The 20,638-nt window shown below is 64.5% G+C and carries 19 protein-coding genes; 1 reads left to right on the top strand and 18 read right to left on the bottom strand.

What is annotated here, in order from left to right; translation table 11 throughout:
• Positions 1-52 precede the first annotated feature (52 nt).
• Entirely contained in the window at positions 53-4,918 is a 4,866-nt protein-coding gene (locus tag RTH46_RS04810) for an NAD-glutamate dehydrogenase (RefSeq protein ID WP_316905140.1), read from the bottom strand.
• 342 nt (positions 4,919-5,260) lie between these two features.
• On the opposite strand from RTH46_RS04810, the gene RTH46_RS04805 reads away from it, so the two are divergent.
• Entirely contained in the window at positions 5,261-5,614 is a 354-nt protein-coding gene (locus RTH46_RS04805; protein ID WP_153785104.1) for a hypothetical protein, read from the top strand.
• Positions 5,615-5,630: 16 nt separating this feature from the next.
• Here the strand turns inward: RTH46_RS04805 and flhB are convergent, their stop codons facing one another.
• The 17 genes from flhB to fliF form a co-directional block, all read right to left on the bottom strand.
• Entirely contained in the window at positions 5,631-6,773 is a 1,143-nt protein-coding gene (gene flhB / locus RTH46_RS04800) for a flagellar biosynthesis protein FlhB (RefSeq protein ID WP_153785105.1), read from the bottom strand.
• A 2-nt stretch (positions 6,774-6,775) separates the two neighbouring features.
• A complete protein-coding gene (fliR, locus tag RTH46_RS04795) occupies positions 6,776-7,552 on the bottom strand; it encodes a flagellar biosynthetic protein FliR (protein ID WP_110991845.1) in 777 nt (258 codons plus the stop codon).
• A gap of 7 nt (positions 7,553-7,559) precedes the next feature.
• Entirely contained in the window at positions 7,560-7,829 is a 270-nt protein-coding gene (gene fliQ / locus RTH46_RS04790) for a flagellar biosynthesis protein FliQ (RefSeq protein ID WP_110991846.1), read from the bottom strand.
• Positions 7,830-7,850: 21 nt separating this feature from the next.
• On the bottom strand, positions 7,851-8,603 hold the full coding sequence (gene fliP / locus RTH46_RS04785; protein WP_110991958.1) for a flagellar type III secretion system pore protein FliP: 753 nt from the start codon (positions 8,601-8,603) through the stop codon (positions 7,851-7,853).
• Between the two features lie 2 nt (positions 8,604-8,605).
• Positions 8,606-9,043, bottom strand: coding sequence for a flagellar biosynthetic protein FliO (gene fliO / locus RTH46_RS04780; RefSeq protein WP_371923645.1), 438 nt, complete (start codon positions 9,041-9,043; stop codon positions 8,606-8,608).
• Positions 9,044-9,052: 9 nt separating this feature from the next.
• Positions 9,053-9,511 (bottom strand): flagellar motor switch protein FliN, encoded by a 459-nt coding sequence (fliN, locus tag RTH46_RS04775; RefSeq protein WP_125464967.1) that lies wholly within the window; start codon positions 9,509-9,511, stop codon positions 9,053-9,055.
• A gap of 47 nt (positions 9,512-9,558) precedes the next feature.
• Positions 9,559-10,527, bottom strand: a complete 969-nt coding sequence (gene fliM / locus RTH46_RS04770; protein ID WP_110991849.1) for a flagellar motor switch protein FliM — start codon at positions 10,525-10,527, stop codon at positions 9,559-9,561.
• 10 nt (positions 10,528-10,537) lie between these two features.
• On the bottom strand, positions 10,538-11,035 hold the full coding sequence (gene fliL, locus RTH46_RS04765; protein WP_110991850.1) for a flagellar basal body-associated protein FliL: 498 nt from the start codon (positions 11,033-11,035) through the stop codon (positions 10,538-10,540).
• 151 nt (positions 11,036-11,186) lie between these two features.
• Positions 11,187-12,524: a flagellar hook-length control protein FliK gene (locus RTH46_RS04760; protein ID WP_153787272.1), complete on the bottom strand. Its 1,338-nt coding sequence runs from the start codon at positions 12,522-12,524 to the stop codon at positions 11,187-11,189.
• 73 nt (positions 12,525-12,597) lie between these two features.
• Positions 12,598-12,945 carry an Hpt domain-containing protein gene (locus RTH46_RS04755; RefSeq protein ID WP_153787273.1) on the bottom strand — a complete coding sequence of 116 codons (348 nt, stop codon included), beginning with the start codon at positions 12,943-12,945 and terminating at the stop codon, positions 12,598-12,600.
• A gap of 53 nt (positions 12,946-12,998) precedes the next feature.
• Positions 12,999-14,690 carry a fused response regulator/phosphatase gene (locus RTH46_RS04750; protein WP_279845465.1) on the bottom strand — a complete coding sequence of 564 codons (1,692 nt, stop codon included), beginning with the start codon at positions 14,688-14,690 and terminating at the stop codon, positions 12,999-13,001.
• Positions 14,691-14,698: 8 nt separating this feature from the next.
• Positions 14,699-15,004: an STAS domain-containing protein gene (locus RTH46_RS04745; protein ID WP_110991854.1), complete on the bottom strand. Its 306-nt coding sequence runs from the start codon at positions 15,002-15,004 to the stop codon at positions 14,699-14,701.
• A 120-nt stretch (positions 15,005-15,124) separates the two neighbouring features.
• Positions 15,125-15,577: a flagellar export protein FliJ gene (gene fliJ, locus RTH46_RS04740; RefSeq protein WP_110991855.1), complete on the bottom strand. Its 453-nt coding sequence runs from the start codon at positions 15,575-15,577 to the stop codon at positions 15,125-15,127.
• 6 nt (positions 15,578-15,583) lie between these two features.
• Positions 15,584-16,939: a flagellar protein export ATPase FliI gene (gene fliI, locus RTH46_RS04735; RefSeq protein ID WP_153787275.1), complete on the bottom strand. Its 1,356-nt coding sequence runs from the start codon at positions 16,937-16,939 to the stop codon at positions 15,584-15,586.
• Positions 16,929-17,702 (bottom strand): flagellar assembly protein FliH, encoded by a 774-nt coding sequence (fliH, locus tag RTH46_RS04730; RefSeq protein ID WP_316905139.1) that lies wholly within the window; start codon positions 17,700-17,702, stop codon positions 16,929-16,931. Before fliH ends, fliI begins: the two co-directional genes overlap by 11 nt.
• A gap of 133 nt (positions 17,703-17,835) precedes the next feature.
• Positions 17,836-18,855 carry a flagellar motor switch protein FliG gene (fliG, locus tag RTH46_RS04725; RefSeq protein ID WP_110991858.1) on the bottom strand — a complete coding sequence of 340 codons (1,020 nt, stop codon included), beginning with the start codon at positions 18,853-18,855 and terminating at the stop codon, positions 17,836-17,838.
• Positions 18,848-20,626, bottom strand: a complete 1,779-nt coding sequence (fliF, locus tag RTH46_RS04720) for a flagellar basal-body MS-ring/collar protein FliF (RefSeq protein ID WP_153787277.1) — start codon at positions 20,624-20,626, stop codon at positions 18,848-18,850. The genes fliG and fliF overlap by 8 nt, the downstream gene beginning before the upstream one ends.
• Positions 20,627-20,638: the final 12 nt, after the last annotated feature.

The raw sequence follows: 20,638 nt of genomic DNA, 5'->3' as shown, positions 1-20,638 counted from the left end.
CCCGGCATTACTGCCGGGGCTTTCTTTTACCTCAACTACCTCAACGCCAGGCTCAGGACGGAATCACCGCCGCCTGCCCGCTCATCGCCAGGTCGACCAGCTCGCGGTTGGCCACCGCGTACATCGCATAGTCGGTACCGGTGGCGTTGCGCAGGTCGTCGAGCATGGCGCGCCAGCGCTCCACCATCACCCGGTGCTGCTCGCACCACAGGGCCACGCGGGCGTCCATATCTTCCGGCGCATCGGCCATCTGCAAGACCGAGATGGTGATCGCCCGCTGCTGCAGGTCGATGTCGTCGCGGAATGCTTCGCGGGCCAGCGCCTGCCAGTTGTTTTCCACCGGCAGGTTGCTGATTTCCTGCAGGTACCAGGTCAGGTCCAGCGAGCTGCCCACGGCGAAGAACGCCTTGGCCACCTGCGCAGGATCATGCCCGGTCACGTCCGACGCCTCGATGATCGGCAGCAGGGTGTACAGGTGCGTGGTACCGGCCACCATGCGCGCCAGCAGTTCCGGCACACCGGCTTCTACGAAGCCCTGGTAACGGACCATCCAGCGCTCGCGGGTCGGGCCTTCGAGCAGTTCGTCGAGCTTGAGCCCAAGCTGGGCGATCTTCGGCCCGAAGTGGGCGACGTCACGGCCAGCGTCCTGCTCGTTGCGCCGGCTGCGCAGGAACCAGCGGGTGGCGCGGCGGCCCAGGCGCATCAGCTCGTCCATCAGGGTCAGCTGGATCTCGGCCGGCACCTGGTAGTCCAGGGCCTCGATCTGACGGAACCAGTGCGGCAGGTGGAAGATGTCGCGCACGATCACGTAGGCGCCGGCCACGTTGGCCGGGCTCATGCCGGTGGACTCCTTCAAGCGCTGCACGAAGGTGATGCCCATGTTGTTGACCAGGTCGTTGGCGATCTGGGTGCTGACGATCTCGCGCTTCAGGCGGTGGCCGCGCATGGAGTCGGCGTACTTGGTCACCAGCGACGGCGGGAAGGCGGTCTCCATGTCGCGGGTGAGGTAGTCGTCGTCCGGCACCAGCGACTTGAGCAGTTGCTCCTTGAGGTCGATCTTGCTGTACGAGATCAGCACCGACAGCTCGGCGCGGGTCAGGCCCTGGCCTGCGGCCAGGCGCTCGGCCAGCTGCTCTTCACTGGGCAGGAACTCGATGGCGCGGTCCAGCTTGCCACGGGCCTCGAGGTCGGCCATCAGGCGCTTGTACTCGGCAATCCGCTCGCGGGCGCGGCGCGCGGCCAGCGACAGCGCTTGCGTCTGCTTGTAGTTGTTGCCCAGCACCAGCCCGGCCACTTCGTCGGTCATGCTGCCCAGCAGCTGGTTGCGCTGCTTCTCGGTCATGTCGCCGGCCTGCACCACTTCGTTGAGCAGGATCTTGATGTTGACCTCGTGGTCGGAGCAGTCCACGCCACCGGCGTTGTCGATGAAGTCGGTGTTGGTGGCGCCGCCATTGAGGCCGAACTCGACACGGCCGAGCTGGGTCATGCCCAGGTTGCCGCCCTCGCCCACTACCTTGCAGCGCAGTTCGTTGCCGTTGACGCGCAGGGCATCGTTGGCCTTGTCGCCGACATCGGCGTGGCTTTCGCTGCTGGCCTTGACGTAGGTGCCGATACCGCCGTTCCACAGCAGGTCGACAGGCGCCTGCAGCAGGGCGTGCAACAGCTCGGTCGGGGTCAGGCGGTCGGCTTCGATGGCGAAGCGTTCCTTCATCTGCGGGCTGATGGCGATGCTCTTGGCACTGCGCGGGAAGATCCCGCCGCCTTCGGACATGATGCTGGTGTCGTAGTCGCTCCAGGCCGAGCGCGGCAGGTCGAACAGGCGCTTGCGCTCGACGAAGCTGGTGGCCGGGTCCGGATTCGGGTCGATGAAGATGTGCAGGTGGTTGAACGCGGCCACCAGCTGCAGTTTTTCCGACATCAGCAGGCCGTTGCCGAACACGTCACCGGCCATGTCGCCGACCCCCACCACGGTGATCGGGTCTTCCTGCACGTTGATGCCGCGCTCGCGGAAGTGGCGCTGCACGCCCACCCACGCGCCACGGGCGGTGATGCCCATCTTCTTGTGGTCGTAGCCGGCCGAGCCGCCCGAGGCGAACGCATCGCCCAGCCAGAAGCCGTAGTCGATGGCGATGCCGTTGGCGATGTCGGAGAAGGTCGCGGTGCCTTTGTCCGCAGCGACGACCAGGTACGGGTCGTCGTCATCGTGACGCACCACATTCGCCGGCGGCACCACGCCACCGTCCTTGAGGTTGTCGGTGATGTCGAGCAGGCCGGAGATGAAGATGCGGTAGCACGCCACGCCCTCGGCGGCGATCTCGTCACGGCTGCCGCCCAGCGGCAGGCGACGCGGCAGGAAGCCGCCCTTGGCGCCCACCGGCACGATCACCGAGTTCTTCACCTGCTGCGCCTTGACCAGGCCCAGCACTTCGGTGCGGAAGTCTTCTTCGCGGTCCGACCAGCGCAGGCCGCCACGGGCAACGTTGCCGAAGCGCAGGTGCACGCCCTCGACCCGCGGCGAATAGACGAAGATCTCGAATTTCGGTACCGGCTTGGGCAGCTCGGGGATCAGCTTGGGGTTGAACTTGAAGCTGAAGTACGACTTGTTCTGGCCGTTGGCGTCCGGCTGGTAGAAGTTGGTGCGCAGGGTGGCCTTGATCAGGTCCAGGTAGCGCCGCAGGATGCGGTCCTCGTTGAGCACCTGCACGTCGTCCAGGGCGGTGAGGATCGCCTGCTCCAGGCGCTGCTGCTTGTCGTCGAGGTCTTCCTGGGTGAGCTTGCGCGCCAGGTAGAAACGGGTCTTGAACAACCGGGTCAGCTCGCGGGCGATGTCGGTGTGGTTGTTCAGGGTGCTGGCGATGTAACCCAGGTCGAAGCCCAGGCGAATCTGCTTCAGGTAGCGGGCATAGGCGCGCAGCAGCGCCACGTCGCGCCACGGCAGGCCGGCGGTCAGCACCAGGCGGTTGAAGGCGTCGTTCTCGGCGTCGCCCTTGACGATGTGGACGAAGGCGTCCTGGAAGGTGTCGTTGAGCTGCTGGATATCCAGGTTCAGGCCTTCGCTGTAGGTGAAGGCAAAGTCGTGGATCCAGAACTCACGGCCACTGGCATGGCGCAGGCGGTATGGGAACTCGCCGAGCACGCGCAGGCCGAGGTTTTCCAGGATCGGCAGCACGTCCGACAGCGCCAGCGGCGTATCGGCGTGGTACAGCTTGCAGTGCAGCGTGCGTTCACCGAGCTGCGTGAGCGGCTGGTAGAAGCTCATGGCCAGCGGTTTGTGTTCCGACAGGTTCAACACGTGCTGCATGTCGACCACCGCCGAATGGGCGGCAAAGCGCTCGCGGTAGCCGGCCGGGAAGCCTTTCGGGAAGTCGTCGAGGATGTTGGTGCCCTGGGCTTCGCCGAAGTTTTCCACCACCAGCGCCGAATAATCGTCATGCCACGAGCGGCAAGCCTGGATCACTTCGTTTTCCAGCTGCTGCAGGTCGATATCGATGCGGTTCTTCGGGTCGACGCGCAGGATCAGCTGCACGCGGGCCAGCACCGATTCGGAGAAGAAGGTCCAGAACTCGCAGTCGGTGGCCTTCAGGCGCTCCATCAGCACCTGCTGGATCTTCTGCCGCACTTCGGTGGAGTAGATCTCGCGGGGCACGTAGGCCAGGCAGTAGCAGAAGCGGCCGTACGGGTCCTTGCGCAGGAACACGCGGATCTTGTTGCGTTCCTGGATCTGCACGATCGACATGGCGGTGCTGAACAGCTCGTCGACCGGGGTCTGGAACAGGTCGTCGCGCGGCAGCACTTCGAGTACCTGCGCCAGCTCCTTGCCCAGGTGGGCCTTGGGGTCGAAGTGCGAGCGGCGCTCGACTTCGGCCACCTTGCCGCGAATGTAAGGGATGGTATGCACGCTCTCGCCGTACACCGACGAGGTGTACAGGCCCATGAAGCGGCATTCCTTGAGCACATTGCCGTCTGCGTCGATCTGGCGGATCGACACGTAGTCCGGGTAGGCCGGGCGGTGCACGCGGCTCGGTTGCGAGGCCTTGGCGAACGACAGCAGGCGCGGCTCGCGCAGGTAGGCGACGGCGTAGTCCTCGATGCGCAGGTCATCGGCACCCAGGCCGGCACGCAGCAGGCGGGTCAGGCCGAGGAAGGAGGCATCGTCGTAGACCAGGTGGCCACCGTCGGCATCGGCCTGGACGGTGAACTCTTCATAGCCGAGGAAGGTGAAATGGTTGTCCAGCAGCCACGACAGGAAGCTCTTCACCTCGGCCTTGTCGTTCTGCGCCGGGCCGAAGGCGTTCTGCTCGACCAGTGCCAGCAGCTCGTGGATCTTGGCCTTCATCGGCTCGAAGTCGGCGACCACGCCGCGCACTTCGGCCAGCACCTGCTCCAGCTCCTTGGTCAAGGTGGTGAGCTCGGCGCTGTTGGAGCAGCGGTCGATCTCCAGGTACATCAGCGATTCGTGGCTGACGCCCTCGCCCTGGGTGCCCTTGGGCAGCAGCTCGACCAGTTCGCCCTTGCTGCCGCGGCGTACGCTGAGCACGGTGGTCTGCAGGGTGTGGATGCTGTAGCCGCGGCGGTTGAGTTCGGTACGCACCGAGTCGACCAAAAACGGCAGGTCGTGATGCAGCACCTCGACCACGGTGTGGGTGGATTGCCAGCCGTGGCGTTCGTAATCGGGGTTGTAGACCCGCACCTGCGGGTGTTCGGGGTCGAAGCGCTCGATGATGCGCCAGGCGGAAAGCGTGCAGCCGGCGAGGTCGGACAGCCGCCGCTGAGTGAGTTCGTCCAGAGAGATGATGCCGAAGAACTGGTCGGCGAACAGTGCCACTTGTGGCAGGGACTGTTCGCTGATGTGCTGCGCCAGGGCCGCTTGCAGTTGATGCTGGAAGTCGGCTTTGCTGGCTGCGGTGAAGAACGCCATCTGTGGTACTCCGCTTGGGCTTTTATAGGTGAAGCGTCGCGTGCGTGCGCCTTGTACGGATCAACCATAGCCAACCCGTGGCAAGACGGAAGCGTTGGGTACCTGCAAAAGCGACTGCCCGGTGGCTGTGCCTTTACGGGAACCCATCGACTGGGGAGCTTAACGACTGAACGGTCACTCCGGCTTGCAGCGCTGCGACATATTCGGTCAATGACCGGCAGCAAGCCTCGGGCTGCAAGCTTCGCGCCGCAATCGGCAAAATCCGAGAATTGGGCCGCAACGCTTGACCTGCCGAACCCTGAGGCTGAAGCTTGCGCCTTTGACTACCGACCCGAGCTGCCCATGCAATTGAAAACCGCCCTGCTCTTCGCCACCCCTTGTGACGACGAGGAAGACAACATGGCGACCCTGTGCTGCCACAGCGACAAGGGCCAGATGTTCCTGCTGACCCGCTACCCGGACGAGGATACGGTCGACCTGACCCTGGATGACGAGCCGTCGACCCTGGATGGGCTGAAGGTGACCTTGAGTGAATCGCGGCTGCTGATCGAGGTGGCCGCAGGCGACCGTGACGCGCTGAAGGGCGATGAGGCGCTGGAGATCATCCTGACCTCCGCCGGCACCGACCTGGACGAAGTGGCGCTGACCCTGCGCAACATCCTCGACGGCACCGGGACCTTCGTCAGCGAGCTCTGAGCCGCGAGCGCCCGGCTCAGCTGTCGCGCCGCAGGTCGTCGGGGATGGGCAGGTCCTTCTTCAACGGCTCCGGCGGCTTGCCCCGGCCGGCGCGGTACTGGCGGATCTGGAACACGTACGCCAGCACCTGCGCCACCGCCATGTACAACCCGGCGGGGATTTCCTGCTCGATTTCCGTGGAGTAGTAGATCGCCCGCGCCAGGGCCGGCGACTCGAGGATCTGCACCTTGTGTTCGACGCCGATCTCGCGAATCTTCAAGGCCATGAAGTCCGTGCCCTTGGCCAGCAGCAGCGGCGCCGAACTGCCTTTTTCCGGGTCGTACTGCAAGGCCACGGCATAGTGGGTCGGGTTGGTGATGATCACGTCGGCATCGGGCACCGCCGCCATCATGCGCCGCTGCGACATCTCGCGCTGCAGCTGGCGTATGCGCTGCTTGACCTCGGGCTTGCCCTCGGAGTTCTTGTACTCGTCGGTCACTTCCTGCTTGGTCATCTTCAGCTTCTTGTGCGACTGCCAAAGCTGGAACGGCACGTCGAGCCCAGCGATCAGCAGCAACCCCGCAGCCATCCACAAGGCACTCCAACCGACCACCTGGAGCGCCTGGATGATCGCCAGCTCCATCGGCATCTTGCCGATGGCCAACAGCGCCTCACGGTCACTGACCAGCACCACCAGCGCCACCACCAGGATCATGATGAATTTGGCAAGGGCCTTGAGCAGCTCGGTCAGCGAATTCATCGAGAACATGCGCTTGATCCCCGACAGCGGGTTCAGGCGGCTGAATTTGGGCTGCATCAGGCTGCCGGAGAACAGGAACCCGCCCAGGGCGATGGGCGCGACGAACGAAATGACGAACAGCAGGATCAGGATCGGCTGCACCGACCAGATGGCCATCTTGCCCGATGCCAGCAGGAACGCCCCCATGCTGCGCTCATCCACGATCACTTCGCGGGTCAGGCTGAAGTTCATGCGCATCAGGCTCATCAGGGTTTCCGCCAGATAGCCGCCGAAGGCCAGCACACCGCCCGCGCCCCCCAGGGTCACGGCAACCGTGTTCAGCTCCTTGGAACGGGCGATCTCACCTTTTTCCCGCGCGTCTTTTTTGCGCTTTTCGGTGGGTTCCTCTGTCTTGTCCTGCCCGCTCTCGCTTTCGGCCATGCTCAGCGCGCCCGTGCCAGTTCACGCAGCCACTGCAGCGCTTCGCTGGCCAGTGCCTGGTAATGAGAAAGAATGTCGGCCAGGCCGACCCAGAAGATCCCCATGCCCAGCACCAGGGTGAGCGGGAAACCGATGGAGAAGATGTTCAGCTGGGGCGCGGCACGGGTCATCACGCCGAAGGCGATGTTGACCACCAGCAACGCGGCGATCGCCGGCAGGATCAGCAGCAGTGCGGCGCCCATCACCCAGCTCAGGCGCCCGGCCATCTCCCAGAAGTGATTGACCACCAGGGCGCTGCCCACCGGCAGCGTGGTGAAACTCTCGGTCAGCACCTCGAACACCACCAGATGCCCGTTCATCAACAGGAACAGCACACTCACCAGCATGGTCAGGAATTGGCTGATCACCGTGACGTTGACGCCGTTGGCCGGGTCGACCATCGAGGCGAAGGCCATGCCCATCTGCACCGCGACGATCTGCCCGGCAATCACGAAGGCCTGGAACAACAGCTGCAAAGAAAAACCGAACAGCGCCCCGACAATGACCTGCTCGGCGCACAGCAGCAGGCCGCGCAAGCTCAGCGGTTCGAACTCGGGGATGGGCGGCAGGGCCGGCACGATCACCACGGTGATGGCCACGGCCGCGTAAAGGCGAACCCGGGCCGGCAGCATCTTGGTGCCGAAGATCGGCATGGTCATCAGCACCGCCGTCACCCTGAACAGCGGTAGGATGAACGTGGCGACCCAGGTGCCGATCTGCGCGTTGGTCAACTCCAGCATGGCGGCGTCAACCGATCAGGTGCGGGATGTTGGTGTACAGCCCGGTGATGTATTCCATGAATTTCTGCACCAGCCAAGGCCCGGCGACGATCAGCGTGATCAGCATCACCAGCAGGCGTGGCAGGAAGCTCAGGGTCTGTTCGTTGATCTGGGTGGCAGCCTGGAACATCGCCACCACCAGGCCGACCAGCAGGCTCGGCACCACCAGCACCGCCACCATCAGCGTGGTCAGCCACAACGCGTCACGAAACAGGTCGACTGCGACTTCTGGCGTCATGTCAGGCTCTCCATTTGGGTGTCAGACACCGCCGAAACTGCCGGCCAGGGTACCCATGATCAGCGCCCAGCCATCGACCAGCACGAACAGCATGATCTTGAACGGCAACGAAATGATCAGTGGCGACAGCATCATCATACCCATGGCCATCAGCACACTGGCGACCACCATGTCGATGATCAGGAACGGGATGAAAATCATGAAACCGATCTGGAACGCGGTCTTGAGCTCCGAGGTGACGAAGGCCGGGACCAGGATGGTCAGCGGCACCTGGTCGGGGCCGGCAATATCGGTGCGCTTGGACAGGCGCATGAACAGGTCGAGGTCGCTTTGCCGGGTTTGCGCCAGCATGAAGTCCTTCAGCGGCCCCTGGGCCTTGTCGATCGCCTGCTGGGCAGTCATCTGCTCGGCCAGGTACGGCTGCAGGGCGTCCTTGTTCACCCGGTCGAACACCGGCGCCATGATGAACATGGTCAGGAACAGCGCCATGCCGGTGAGCACCTGGTTGGACGGGGTCTGCTGCAGGCCCAGCGCCTGACGCAGGATGGAGAAGACAATGATGATGCGGGTGAAGCTGGTCATCAGGATGACGAACGCCGGAATGAAGCTCAGCGCCGTCATGATCAGCAGGATCTGCAGGCTGACCGAGTACTCCTGCTGCCCGTCCGCCCCGCTGGACAGGGTAATGGCCGGTATCGACAAAGGGTCGGCGGCCAGGGCCAATGGCGCAGCCAGCAGCAGCGCCAGGGTGAACAGCATGCGCAGGGCGCCCATCATCACTTCTTGTCCTTCTGATCCTTGCCCATCAGCTCGAGCAGCCGCTGGGCGAACTCCGGCGTGGCCTGGCGTGCCGCTGCGGGCACCTCGACAGGCTCGGCCATGACATGCAGGGCTTCGATACTGCCCGGCGTATGGCCGATAAGAATCTGCTCCTTGCCGACCTGCACCAGCAGCAACCGGTCGCGCGGGCCGATGGCGCGGCTGCCGACGATCTCGATCACCTGGGCGCCGCGCTGCGCGCTGCCTTGCATGCGCCGCAGCAGCCAGGCCAGGAAGAAGATCAGCCCCACCACCAGCAGCAGGCCGAAGACCATCTGCGCCAATTGCGCCCCCAGGCCACCCGGTACAGCTGTGGGCGCCGCAGCCGTTTCGCCGACGGCAATCACCGCTTCACTGGCCAGCAGCGCCGCCAGGGCCGAAACGGCCCGCACCATGCGCTTCACTCAGCGCAGCTTCTTGATACGTTCGCTGGGGCTGATCACGTCGGTCAGGCGGATGCCGAACTTCTCGTTGACCACCACCACCTCGCCGTGGGCGATCAGGGTGCCGTTGACCAGCACGTCCAGCGGCTCGCCAGCCAGGCGGTCGAGCTCGATCACCGAACCCTGGTTGAGCTGCAGCAGGTTGCGGATGTTGATCTCGGTGCTGCCCACTTCCATGGAGATGCTCACCGGAATGTCCAGGATCACGTCCAGGTTCGGGCCTTCGAGGCTGACATGCTCGTTAGGCTTGGGAGAGCTGGCGAACTCTTCCATCGGCAGGCGGTTGCTGGCGCCGCTGTCGCCACCGAGCAGTGCATCGATGTCCGCCTGGCCGGCATCGCCGGTTTCCTCGAGCGCTGCAGCCCACTCATCGGCCAGCGCCTGTTCCTCTGGGGAGTTGATCTCGTTTTCGTTAGCCATGATTTCCTCGACAACCTTTCAATACGTTTAAAGCGACCGGCCCGCCGTCAGCGGCGCTCGATCGGGTCGATGATCTGCAGCGACAGGGTGCCCTTGTGCGAACCCAACCGCGCCTTGAACGCTGGCACGCCATTGGCGCGCAACACCAGATGCTCGGGCAGCTCCACCGGAATCACATCGCCAGGCTGCATGTGCAGGATGTCGCGCAGCTTGAGCTGGCGCCGGGCAACGGTGGCTGACACCGGTACGGCCACGTCCAGTACGTCCTCGCGCAGGGCCTTGACCCAGCGTTCGTCCTGGTCGTCCAGGTCGGACTGGAAACCGGCGTCGAGCATCTCGCGCACCGGCTCGATCATCGAGTACGGCATGGTCACGTGCAGGTCGCCGCCACCGCCGTCCAGTTCGATGTGGAAGGTCGATACCACCACCGCCTCGCTGGGGCCGACGATGTTGGCCATGGCCGGGTTGACCTCGGAGTTGATGTACTCGAAGTTGACCGGCATGATCGCCTGCCAGGCTTCCTTGAGGTCGATGAAGCACTGGTCCAGCACCATGCGCACCACGCGCAGCTCGGTGGGGGTGAACTCACGGCCCTCGATCTTGGCGTGGCGGCCGTCGCCGCCGAAGAAGTTGTCCACCAGCTTGAACACCAGCTTGGCGTCGAGGATGAACAGCGCGGTACCGCGCAACGGCTTGATCTTGACCAGGTTGAGGCTGGTGGGCACGTACAGCGAATGCACGTACTCGCCGAACTTCATCACCTGCACGCCACCCACCGCCACGTCGGCGGAGCGACGCAGCAGGTTGAACATGCTGATGCGGGTATAGCGGGCGAAACGCTCGTTGATCATTTCCAGGGTCGGCATGCGCCCCCGGACGATACGGTCCTGACTGGTCAGGTCGTAGCTCTTGATGCTGCCGGGCTCGCCGGCACTTTCGGTTTGTACCAGACCATCGTCCACCCCATGCAGCAGGGCGTCGATTTCATCCTGGGACAGCAGGTCCTGCACGGCCATCTATGTGCTCCTACTGCAATACGAAATTGGTGAACAACAGCTGGTCGACGACCGGCCTGCCGACTTCTTTCTGCGCCACTTCCTGAACCACCGCGGTGGCTTTCTGGCGCAGCATCTCCTGCCCTACCGGGCTGCTGGCGAGGGTGTCGAAGCCCTGCCCGGAGAACATCATGACCAGGTTGTTGCGGATCACCGGCATGTGCACCTTGAGCGCGTCCAGGTCGGCCTGGCTGCGGCCCTGCATGGTGATGCTCACCTGCATGTAGCGCTGGCGGCCATTCTGGTTGAAGTTGACCACGAAGGCCGGTGCCAGCGGCTCGTAGATCGCCGCCGGCTTGACGTTGGCCAGGGCCGGGTCCGGCGCCGGAGCGGATGCGCCCTTGTTCATGAAGAACCAGGTGGCGCCCACCGACAGGCCGACCGCCAGCAGCAGGGCCAGCACCAGCAGCAGGATCAGCTTGAGTTTGCCTTTAGTGGCGGGGTCTTTCACTGCGTCGCTCTTCGCCATGCCAATAATCCGTCGTCCATCGCGGTTTCAAAGAAGGATGACGTGGCTTGAGCAAGTGTTATGCCAGATTTGTCGGGAGCATGCCGCACGCCCCTTGTAGGAGCGGCCTGTTCGCGACACAAGGCCGCTCCTACAGGGGGCGTGCAAAGCATCAGGCGTAGTAGTCGACCGCGCTGTCGCCCACCACTACCTGCTGCTCCACCGGCTGGCCGGCATCGGCCAGTTCACCACCCTCGCCCGCGGCAGCGGCACGACGGGCCGCCACGCCGGACAGGTTCGAAGCGTCCTGCTGGGCCTGCTGTTGCTGCTGGCCACGGGACTGGTCGGCAACACTCACGTCAGGCTGGGCCAAGCCCTGCTGGGTGAACAGCTCACGCAGGCGATGGACCTGGCTGTCGAGGGCCTCGCGCACGCCGGCATGGCCACTGACGAAGTGGATCTGCGTGGGCTGGTCCGCCGCCACATTGACCCGGATGTCGAGGCGGCCAAGTTCGGCAGGCTCAAGCTGGATATCCGCCGACTTGAGGTTCTGGCTGGACAGGTACATGACGCGGTTCACCAGGCCCTCGGTCCAGGCACCCTGGTTCATCGCCAGCGGCTGTTGCAGCGGGCTGGGGGTTACCGGCACGGCATTGGCGGTCTTGGGGGTAGCGGCCTGGGTGAGGTTGGCCAGGCGATCGGCAAAGTCATCCACGCGCGTGTCGCTGCTGGCGCCCTTGAGGTCCTTGAGGCCGCTATCCAGCAGCCCGGCGAATGCCTTGTCGCCCTGCTCGGCATGCCCGGGCTCGGGCTCCGCCTTGCCGACCATATTCGCCAAGGTATTGACGGCAATCGGGTCAGGCTCGGCAGGTTGCTGACTCGTGTCGGCGCGTGCAGTGCTGGCATGGGCCGAGGTCGTTCCCTGGGCCTTGGCGCTCTGCTCAAGGGCCAGACGCAGGGTCGGCATGTCGGCGAGCGGGTCGGCATCAGGGTCGAACTCGGCCACCGGTGCCGATACCTTTGCCTCTGCCACGGGCGGCGCAGGCTGCAGCGTTGGTTGCTGGGCTGCCTGCAACACCGGCGCGACCACCTCGGCCTGGGCCTGGATCAATTGGGCACCCGGCTGGGCATCGGTGACCTGGCCTGCGACCAGGCTGGCATCAATGATCGTCGTATCAGCGGTATCGGTGGTTTCAGCTGTGGCGCTGCCATCCGGGAGGGTCGCTGGCAAGTTATTGCCGTCATCGGCAACGTCTTTCGAGGCGGCAGACTCCTTCTTGCCGCCGGCCACCGCCGCCGGCTTATTGCTGGCGGTTGCTTGCGCAGGGCCTTGGCTGGCCTTGTCGTCACGGGCGGGAACGCTGTCGCGGCCCTGCCTGGACATCACCTGATCGAAGCCGGCACCCCGGCCATCCGCCGCCTTCGGCGATTTGTCCGCCACACTGGCGGTCGGGCGCGAGGCGCTGCTCGCAAGGCCAGTTTGCAACAATGGATTGGGTGCGACAGGCATAGAAAAGGTCTCCGCGCCGAAACTCAAAAAAATCGAATGGGCAAAGACAGGCAAAACTCGCGCCAGAACACCCTCAGTCAGTTGAAATGCGTTGGCTTTCACTGCGATAGAACAGCTCGACGGCCTGATACTCCTGGTCAATACGGTTGATCAGGTCTTCTATGCCATACAACGGAACCTGCCGTGCGCGCTCCTCCAGTTGCTGGCAAAGCCGCGCCAACTCGACAGCCCCCATGTTGCTGCTGCTGCCCTTGAAGCTGTGCGCCGCCAAGCCCAGCTCGGCGGCATCCCTGGCCTTGTGCAACTGGCTCAGGCGCCGCTCGGAGTCTTCCAGGAAGGTTTCCAGCAATTGCAGGTAGCCACCTTCCATGACCTCACGCAGGTCATGCAGCACCTTGTGATCGATATGCATGTCCACCACTTGCTCACTCCCTGATCAAGCCTTGTCACATCCAAGCCCGGAGAACCCCGGGCTCACCAATCGAACTCCACTCGCGCCAATCGCCCGCCTTCCAGCCAGCGGGCGCGGTGCCCCAGACGGGTCACCAGGCTCAGGCCACGGCCACTCAAGCCCTGCTCGTGCGGTTGACGGGCAAGCACTTTGGCCACATCGAACCCTGCACCGCTGTCGCGGACCTCGATCATCAGACGGCCGCCTTCACTGCGCGGTTCCACCCGCAGGCTGATACCGACGAAACCCTGCAACTGTTCGGCCAGGCGTTGACTGCGCTGGCGATAGTACTCGGCAAAGCCCTGCGAGTCGCACTTGAGCCGCGAGTCGAGCCCCAGCACACCGTGTTCCAGGGCGTTGGAGTACAACTCGCTGAGCACGCTGTGCAACTTGCCGCTGCTCGGCCTCAGGCCGTGGATTTCCAGCAAGAGTTGCACCAGGTAAGGCACCGGGTTGAAGCGCCTGAGGCTTTCACCGCGCAACTCGAAGTTCAACGACCACTCCAGCGGGCTCGAGCGCCCGCTATCGGAATAGACCATGGCCTGCGGCACCACCTGCTCTGGCGCCAGCATGCGAATGTCGCACAGGCTGATGTCATCCCGCGACTGCCCGCCGAAGGCCTGCAACGCGCCCATGACCTCATCGAGCAAGTGCGCCGGCTGCCGATTGGCTGCCAGCACCTCACGCAGCCGCTGCACGCCGAACAAGCCCTCCTGCCCGTCACCACTGTCGACCACGCCATCGGACAGCAACAGCAAGCGTTCGCCAACGGCAAGGGGCATCACCTGCGTGGTGTCATCGAATTTCGAGGGGCAAAGGATACCCAGCGGCAGATGCTGCGAAGGCAGCACCTCCAGCACCTCGCCCTCGGCGGACAGCTGGTAGCCATCGGGCATGCCGCCATTCCACACTTCCACGGTACCGCGCTGAAAGCTCAGGTTGAGCAGCAGCGCACAACAGAACATGTCCACCGGCAGGATGCGCTTGAGCTTGGCATTCATTTCACGCAGCGTCTCGACCAGCCCGTAACCCTTGGCGGTCATGCCGTAGAACACCTCCGCCAGGGGCATGGCGCCGACCGCCGCCGGCAGGCCATGGCCGGTGAAGTCGCCCAGCAGCACATGCATGTCCCCGGCCGGGGTGAACGCCGCCAGCAGCAGATCGCCATTGAACAGCGCGTAGGGTGACTGCAGGTAACGAATGTTCGATGCGTTGAGGCAACCGGAATGGGCGACCTTGTCGAACACAGCCTTGGCCACTCGCTGTTCGTTGAGCAGGTAATGGTGATGCCGGACTATTTCGTCACGCTGCGCCAGGACCGTGGCCTGCAGGCGCCGCAAACGGTCCATCGCACGGATCTTGGCGGCGAGAATCACCGCACTGTAGGGTTTGGCCATGAAGTCGTCGCCACCGGCTTCCAGGCAGCGCACCAGCGCCTGCTCTTCGTTGAGCGAGGTCAGGAAGATGATCGGCACCAACGCCTCGCCGGCCAGTGCCTTGATCTGGCGCGCGGCCTCGAAGCCATCCATCACCGGCATCAAGGCATCGAGCAAGACCAGTTGCGGCCGGCGCTCGGCAAACAGCGCCACTGCCTGCTCACCGTTTTCGGCGGTAAATACCTCATGGCCCTGGCGCCGCACGATCTGCGCCAGCAACATACGATCTGCGGCACCGTCCTCGGCGACCAGTACGGTCAACGCCTGTTCGGCAGGCATGGCCGCGCTCAACCGATATCGAACAGCTTGTCGAAGTTGGAGATGGCCAGGATCTTGCGCACATCCGGGCTGGCATGGACCACGCGGATGTCCGAGTCGTCCCCGCCCACGTGGTCACGCAGCAACAGCAGCATGCCCAACGCCGAACTGTCCAGATAAGTGGCGTCCTTCAAGTCGACGACCACCGTCTCCGGCCGCAGGCGCTGACGCTCGTAAGCATCCCTGAATTCCTGATGCTTACCGAAATCGAAGCGACCCTTGACCTTGATCGTCAGCTTTTTCCCTTCCTGTGAAAAATCGGTTTCGACTGCCATGCGAGCGATTCCTTCGATGATGGCGAATGCGGCTCCTGAAGGTTTAGCAGCCACAGGCCCATGCTGCAAACCGCAATGAGCGGGATGCGCAAAGCCCCGCAATGGGCTTGGAGACCGCCGCTAAAGCGGCCCGTGCCGCGGCAAGCGCTGCGACAGTTCGTCGAGCAGCCGCTGTTCACGCTTGTCTTCCGCCCGACGGGCCTCATCGATATAGCGCTGCACCAGCTTGCGCAGCCCTTCGACCCGCGCATAGGCCTGCTGCCAGATGTTGCGGGCGTTGTTGAGGTTGTTCTGGTGCCAGTTCAGGCTCTGGCGCTGCTGGGTCATGGCGGTTTCCAGCTGGCCGAGAAAGCGCTGGTAATTGAGCAGCCAGTTGCCGTCGACACCCTGCCCGCCCCGGGTTATCCACTGCGCCTGATAACCCTCGCGAAATTGCGCCAGCTCGTCGAGCCTGGCCTGCGCCTGCACCACCTGCTGCTGGAAATGCCCCAGGCGCTGGGCAGCCTTGCGCTCGGCCTCCTCGGCCATATCCACGACGGGCGCCAGGCGCGCTGCTCGACCAGGCTGGGCCATGGCCTATCAGCCTGCCGGCGGCACGAAGATCGCGCCCAGCTGTTCGCGGCTCTGCGCCATGCCGACGTTCTCCTGCAGGCCCTGGCGCAGGAAGTCCACCAGTTTGGGCTGCAGCGCGATGGCCAGATCCGTCTCCGGATCGCCACCGGCGACATAGGCGCCCACGCTGATCAGGTCACGGCTCTGCGACAGGCGCGACCAAAGCTGCTTGAATTTCTGCGCCTGGCGCAGGTGATCGGCGTCGACCACCTGAGGCATGACACGGCTGATCGAAGCTTCGATGTCGATGGCCGGATAGTGACCTTCCTCGGCCAGGCGCCGGGACAGCACGAAGTGGCCGTCGAGCACACCGCGCGCCGAGTCGGCGATCGGGTCCTGCTGGTCGTCACCCTCGGAGAGCACGGTGTAGAACGCGGTGATCGAACCACCGCCCGCCTCGCCATTACCGGCCCGCTCCACCAGCTTGGGCAGCTTGGCGAACACCGAAGGCGGATAACCACGGGTGGCTGGCGGCTCGCCGATGGCCAGGGCGATCTCGCGCTGCGCCTGGGCAAAACGGGTCAGCGAGTCCATCAGCAGCAGGACGTTCTTGCCCTTGTCGCGGAAGTACTCGGCGATGCGCGTGCAGTACATCGCCGCGCGCAGACGCATCAAGGGCGCATCGTCCGCCGGCGAGGCCACTACTACGGAACGCTTGAGTCCCTCTTCACCGAGGATGTGCTCGATGAACTCCTTCACCTCACGGCCCCGCTCACCAATCAGCCCGACCACGATGATCTCGGCCTCGGTGAAACGGGTCATCATCCCCAGCAGTACCGACTTACCCACACCGGTACCGGCGAACAGCCCCAGACGCTGGCCGCGGCCGACGGTGAGCAGGCCATTGATACTGCGAATGCCGACATCCAGCGGCCGGCTGATCGGGTCGCGATTGAGCGGGTTGATGACCGGACCGTCCATCGGCACCCAGTCTTCGGCCTTCATGCCGCCTTTGCCGTCCAGCGCCCGCCCGGCGCCGTCGAGCACCCGCCCGAGCATGCTCATGCCCATGGGCAGGCGGCCGCCGTCGTCCAGCGGCACCACGCGCGCGCCGGGGGCGAGGCCGACAATGCTGCCTACCGGCATCAGGAACACCTTGCTACCGGCAAAACCCATGACTTCAGCCTCGACCCGTACCGGGTGATAGCTGTCGTCGTTGATCACCAGGCAGCGGCTGCCGACGGCCGCGCGCAAGCCTTCCGCCTCGAGCGTCAGGCCAACCATGCGCAGCAGGCGGCCTTCCACCACCGGCTGGTCGGGCAAGCGCACCGCATCGTTGTAACCCGCCAGGCGCTTGCCGAAGCTGGTGCGGTCAAGGCGCATCGTTGCCACCCGCCTGCACATCCAGTTCGACCGCGATGTCCGGCGCCGCCGGGTGCAGGAACTGGTCATGGGACTGGTCGAACAATTGCGCCACGGCTTTCTCGATACGCGTTTCCATGGTCGCATCGATGCGGCTGTGCGCCGTTTCAATGCGGCAGCCACCCGGCAGCAGAGCCTCGTCTTCCAGCAGCTTCCAGTTTTCTTCGTGGCGCTCGCGCAGGGCCTTGGCCAGTTCGAAGTCCTGAGGGTTGAGGTGGATGCGGATGTTGTCGGCGCCCATTGGCAACAGCTTGAGGGCTTCGCGCAGGACATGGGTGACCTGGCTGGAATCACTGCGCAATTCACGGCCGATGACCTGGCGGGTAATGTTCGCGACCAGCTGCACCAGGCCTTTTTCGATCTGGGTGTCCTGCTCGGCGATCGGGTCGAGCAGGTGCAGCATGACCTGCTCCAGGCTGGCCAGCTTGGCGGCCAGGGCCACTTCGGCCTCCTGTCGAACCTTCAGCTGGGTGCTGTGGAAGCCTTCGCGCTCGCCGGTGGCGAAGCCTTCGTTATAGGCCTCCTGGCGGATGGCCTCGAGCTCTTCGAGGGTGAGCGGCTGGACTTCCTCCAGCGGCACTTCCTCGACCTCTTCCTCGATGACTTCCGGCTCGGGTTCAGGCTCGGGTTCGGGCTCCGGATCGAAGCTGGGCAGCGCCCAGACGTCGACGCCCTCGAGGTCGCGGGCGCGGATCAGTTCGCTGGGGTGTTCGGTGGTGGACATGCTGTGAGCTTCTCGAAAACCTTGACAGGTCCCTGTGGGAGCGGGCTTGACCCGCGATTGTGCCCGCCCTGGCAATCTCAATCGCCGGCTTGGACGCCTCGCGGGGCAAGCCCGCTCCCACAGGAGCGGCGGCTTAGATCATTTCCTCGGCGCCCTTGCCGCCAAGCACGATCTCGCCGGCCTCGGCCATGCGTCGGGCGATGGTGAGGATTTCCTTCTGCGCGGTCTCCACGTCGCTGACCCGCACCGGCCCTTTGGCCTCCAGGTCGTCGCGCAGCAGTTCCGAGGCGCGCTTGGACATGTTCTTGAACACCTTGTCCTTGACCCGCTCGTCGGCGCCCTTGAGCGAAACCACCAGCACATCCGAGGACACCTCGCGCAACAGCGCCTGGATACCCCGGTCGTCGACATCGGCCAGGTTGTTGAAGACGAACATCAGGTCTTCGATCTGCTCCGACAGGTCGCTGTCGATCTCGCGGATCGCATCCATCAGCGCACCTTCCACCGAACTGTCGAGGAAGTTCATGATATCGGCGGCGCGCTTGATGCCGCCCAGGGTGGTGCGGGCAGCGTTGGAGTTGCCGGAGAACTGCTTCTCGAGAATCTGATTGAGCTCTTTGAGCGCCGCAGGCTGTACGGTATTGAGCGACGACACGCGCAGGACGATGTCGAGGCGCACCTTGTGGTCGAAGTTGCTCAGCACCTCGCCGGCCTGGTCAGGGTCGAGGTAGGCAACCACGATGGCCTGGATCTGCGGGTGCTCGAAACGGATGACGTCGGCCACGGCACGCGGCTCCATCCACTTGAGGCTGTCCAGACCGCTGGTGTTGCCACCGAGCAGAATGCGGTCGATCAGGCCGTTGGCCTTGTCCTCACCCAGTGCCTGATTGAGCATCTTGCGAATGTAGCCGTCGGAACCCACGCCCAGGCTGGTCTGGTCGCCGACGATCTCGACGAACTCGCTCATCACCTGCTCGACCTGCTCGCGGTGCACATTGCCCATTTGCGCCATGGCCACACCGACCCGCTGCACTTCCTTCGGCCCCATGTGGCGCAGGACCTGTGCGGCGTCGGTCTCGCCGAGCGACAGCAGGAGGATGGCCGCCTTGTCGACGCGGCTCAGCTTGGCGGTAACGGCTCGGTTGTCACTCATCGGCGTTGATCCACTCTTTCACGACCTGGGCCACGCGGCCCGGGTCTTCGGCCACCAGGCCTTTGATTGCGTTGAGCTGTGCCTCGTAACCCTCGCTCGGGCTCGGCAACAGAATGCTTGTCGGGCCACCCAGGCTGACGCGGTCGTTGGCCAGTTCGCCATCCAGACCGATCATGCCGCCCAGCTCCATGTCGCTGTCTGTGGCAGCCTGCTTGCCGCCACCGGTAATGTTGTTGAGCACCGGACGCAGCACGCCGAACACCAGCACCAGGATGAACACCACGCCCAGCACCTGCTTGACGATGTCCCAGAACCACGGCTGCGAGTAGAACGGAATGTCGACCAGTTGCTCGCCACGGTCGGCGGCGAACGGTACGTTGATGACGGTGACGCTGTCGCCACGGCTGGCATCGAAGCCCACCGCGTCCTGCACCAGGCGGGTGAAGCGCGCCAGGTCCTCGGCACCCCAGGGCGTGCGAGTAGTCTCGCCGGTGGCGGCGTCGACCTTGGCCTGGTCATCCACTACGACTGCCACCGACAGGCGGGACAGCCGACCCTGCTGCTGACGGGTGTGGCTGATGGAACGGTCCAGTTCGAAGTTCTTGGTCGACTGCTGACGCTTGTCGGACGGGTACGGCGCCAGCATCGGCTGGCCGGTGGCCGGGTCCATGATCTGCTGGCCGTTGGCATCCACCAGCGGCTGCCCGGGCTGGATGGCGCCGGCGGGGGTTGCAGCAGCCGTGGCATTCTCAGGCGCACTGGCGCCTGCCGGCGGCTGGTTGCTCAGCGCACCTGGCACGCCTTGCGGGCCCTGGCTGCTGGCGCGCTGTTCGTTGACCGACTGCTCGCTGCGCAGCGCCGGCTGATCGGGGTTGAACTGCTCGGAGGTGGACTCGACGGCGCTGAAGTCGACGTCGGCCGACACTTCGGCCTTGTAGCGGTCGTTGCCCAGCACCGGCAGCAGGATGTTGTGCACGCGCTGGGTGAGCATGCCTTCCATGCGGCGGCTGTAGTCGAACTGCTTGCCGGCCATGGTCAGCGCGGTGTCCTGCAACTGGTCGGAGAGCAGGTTGCCCTTCTGGTCGACCACGGTCACCTGGGACTTGTCCAGTTCCGGAACGCTGGTGGCCACCAAGTTGACGATGGCCATTACCTGACCGGCCTCCAGGGCACGCCCCGGATACAGCTCGACCAGCACCGAAGCGCTTGGCTTGCGCTCGTCACGCACGAACACCGAGCTTTTCGGGATGGCCAGGTGCACGCGGGCAGCCTTGACGTTGTTGAGGCTGGACACGGTGCGCGCCAGTTCGCCTTCAAGGCCACGGCGGTAGCGGGTGGCCTCCATGAACTGGCTGGTACCCAGGCCCTGATCCTTGTCGAGCAGTTCGAAGCCGACGTTGCCGTCGCTTGGCGCTACGCCGGCGGCGGCCAGCTTCAGGCGCGCACGGGAGAGATCGTCGGCCTTGACCAACAGCGCGCCGGAGTTCGGCTCAACGGTGTAGGGGATATCGGCAGAGGCCAGGGTATCCATGACCTGCTTGGTGTCCATGCCCGCCAGGCTGCCGTACAGCGGCCGGTAGTCCGGCTGCTGCGACCAGAGCACCACGGCGAAGCCGATGGCCACGCTGGCGGCCAGGCCGACCAGCAGGCCAACCTGACGCAGCATGGGCATCTGCGAGATGTTTTCCAGGAACGACAGGCCGAACAGCGGCGGCTTGGCTGCTGGCGGGCCGCTTTTTGCGGGGGCGTTATCGACGACTGCTTCGGCCATGAATCAACTCTC

This window comes from Pseudomonas sp. zfem004, from assembly GCF_032621715.1.
Lineage (GTDB): Bacteria > Pseudomonadota > Gammaproteobacteria > Pseudomonadales > Pseudomonadaceae > Aquipseudomonas > Aquipseudomonas sichuanensis.
The sequence above is the reverse complement of the archived record's forward strand: the minus strand, read 5'-3'. Positions and strand labels throughout refer to the sequence as shown.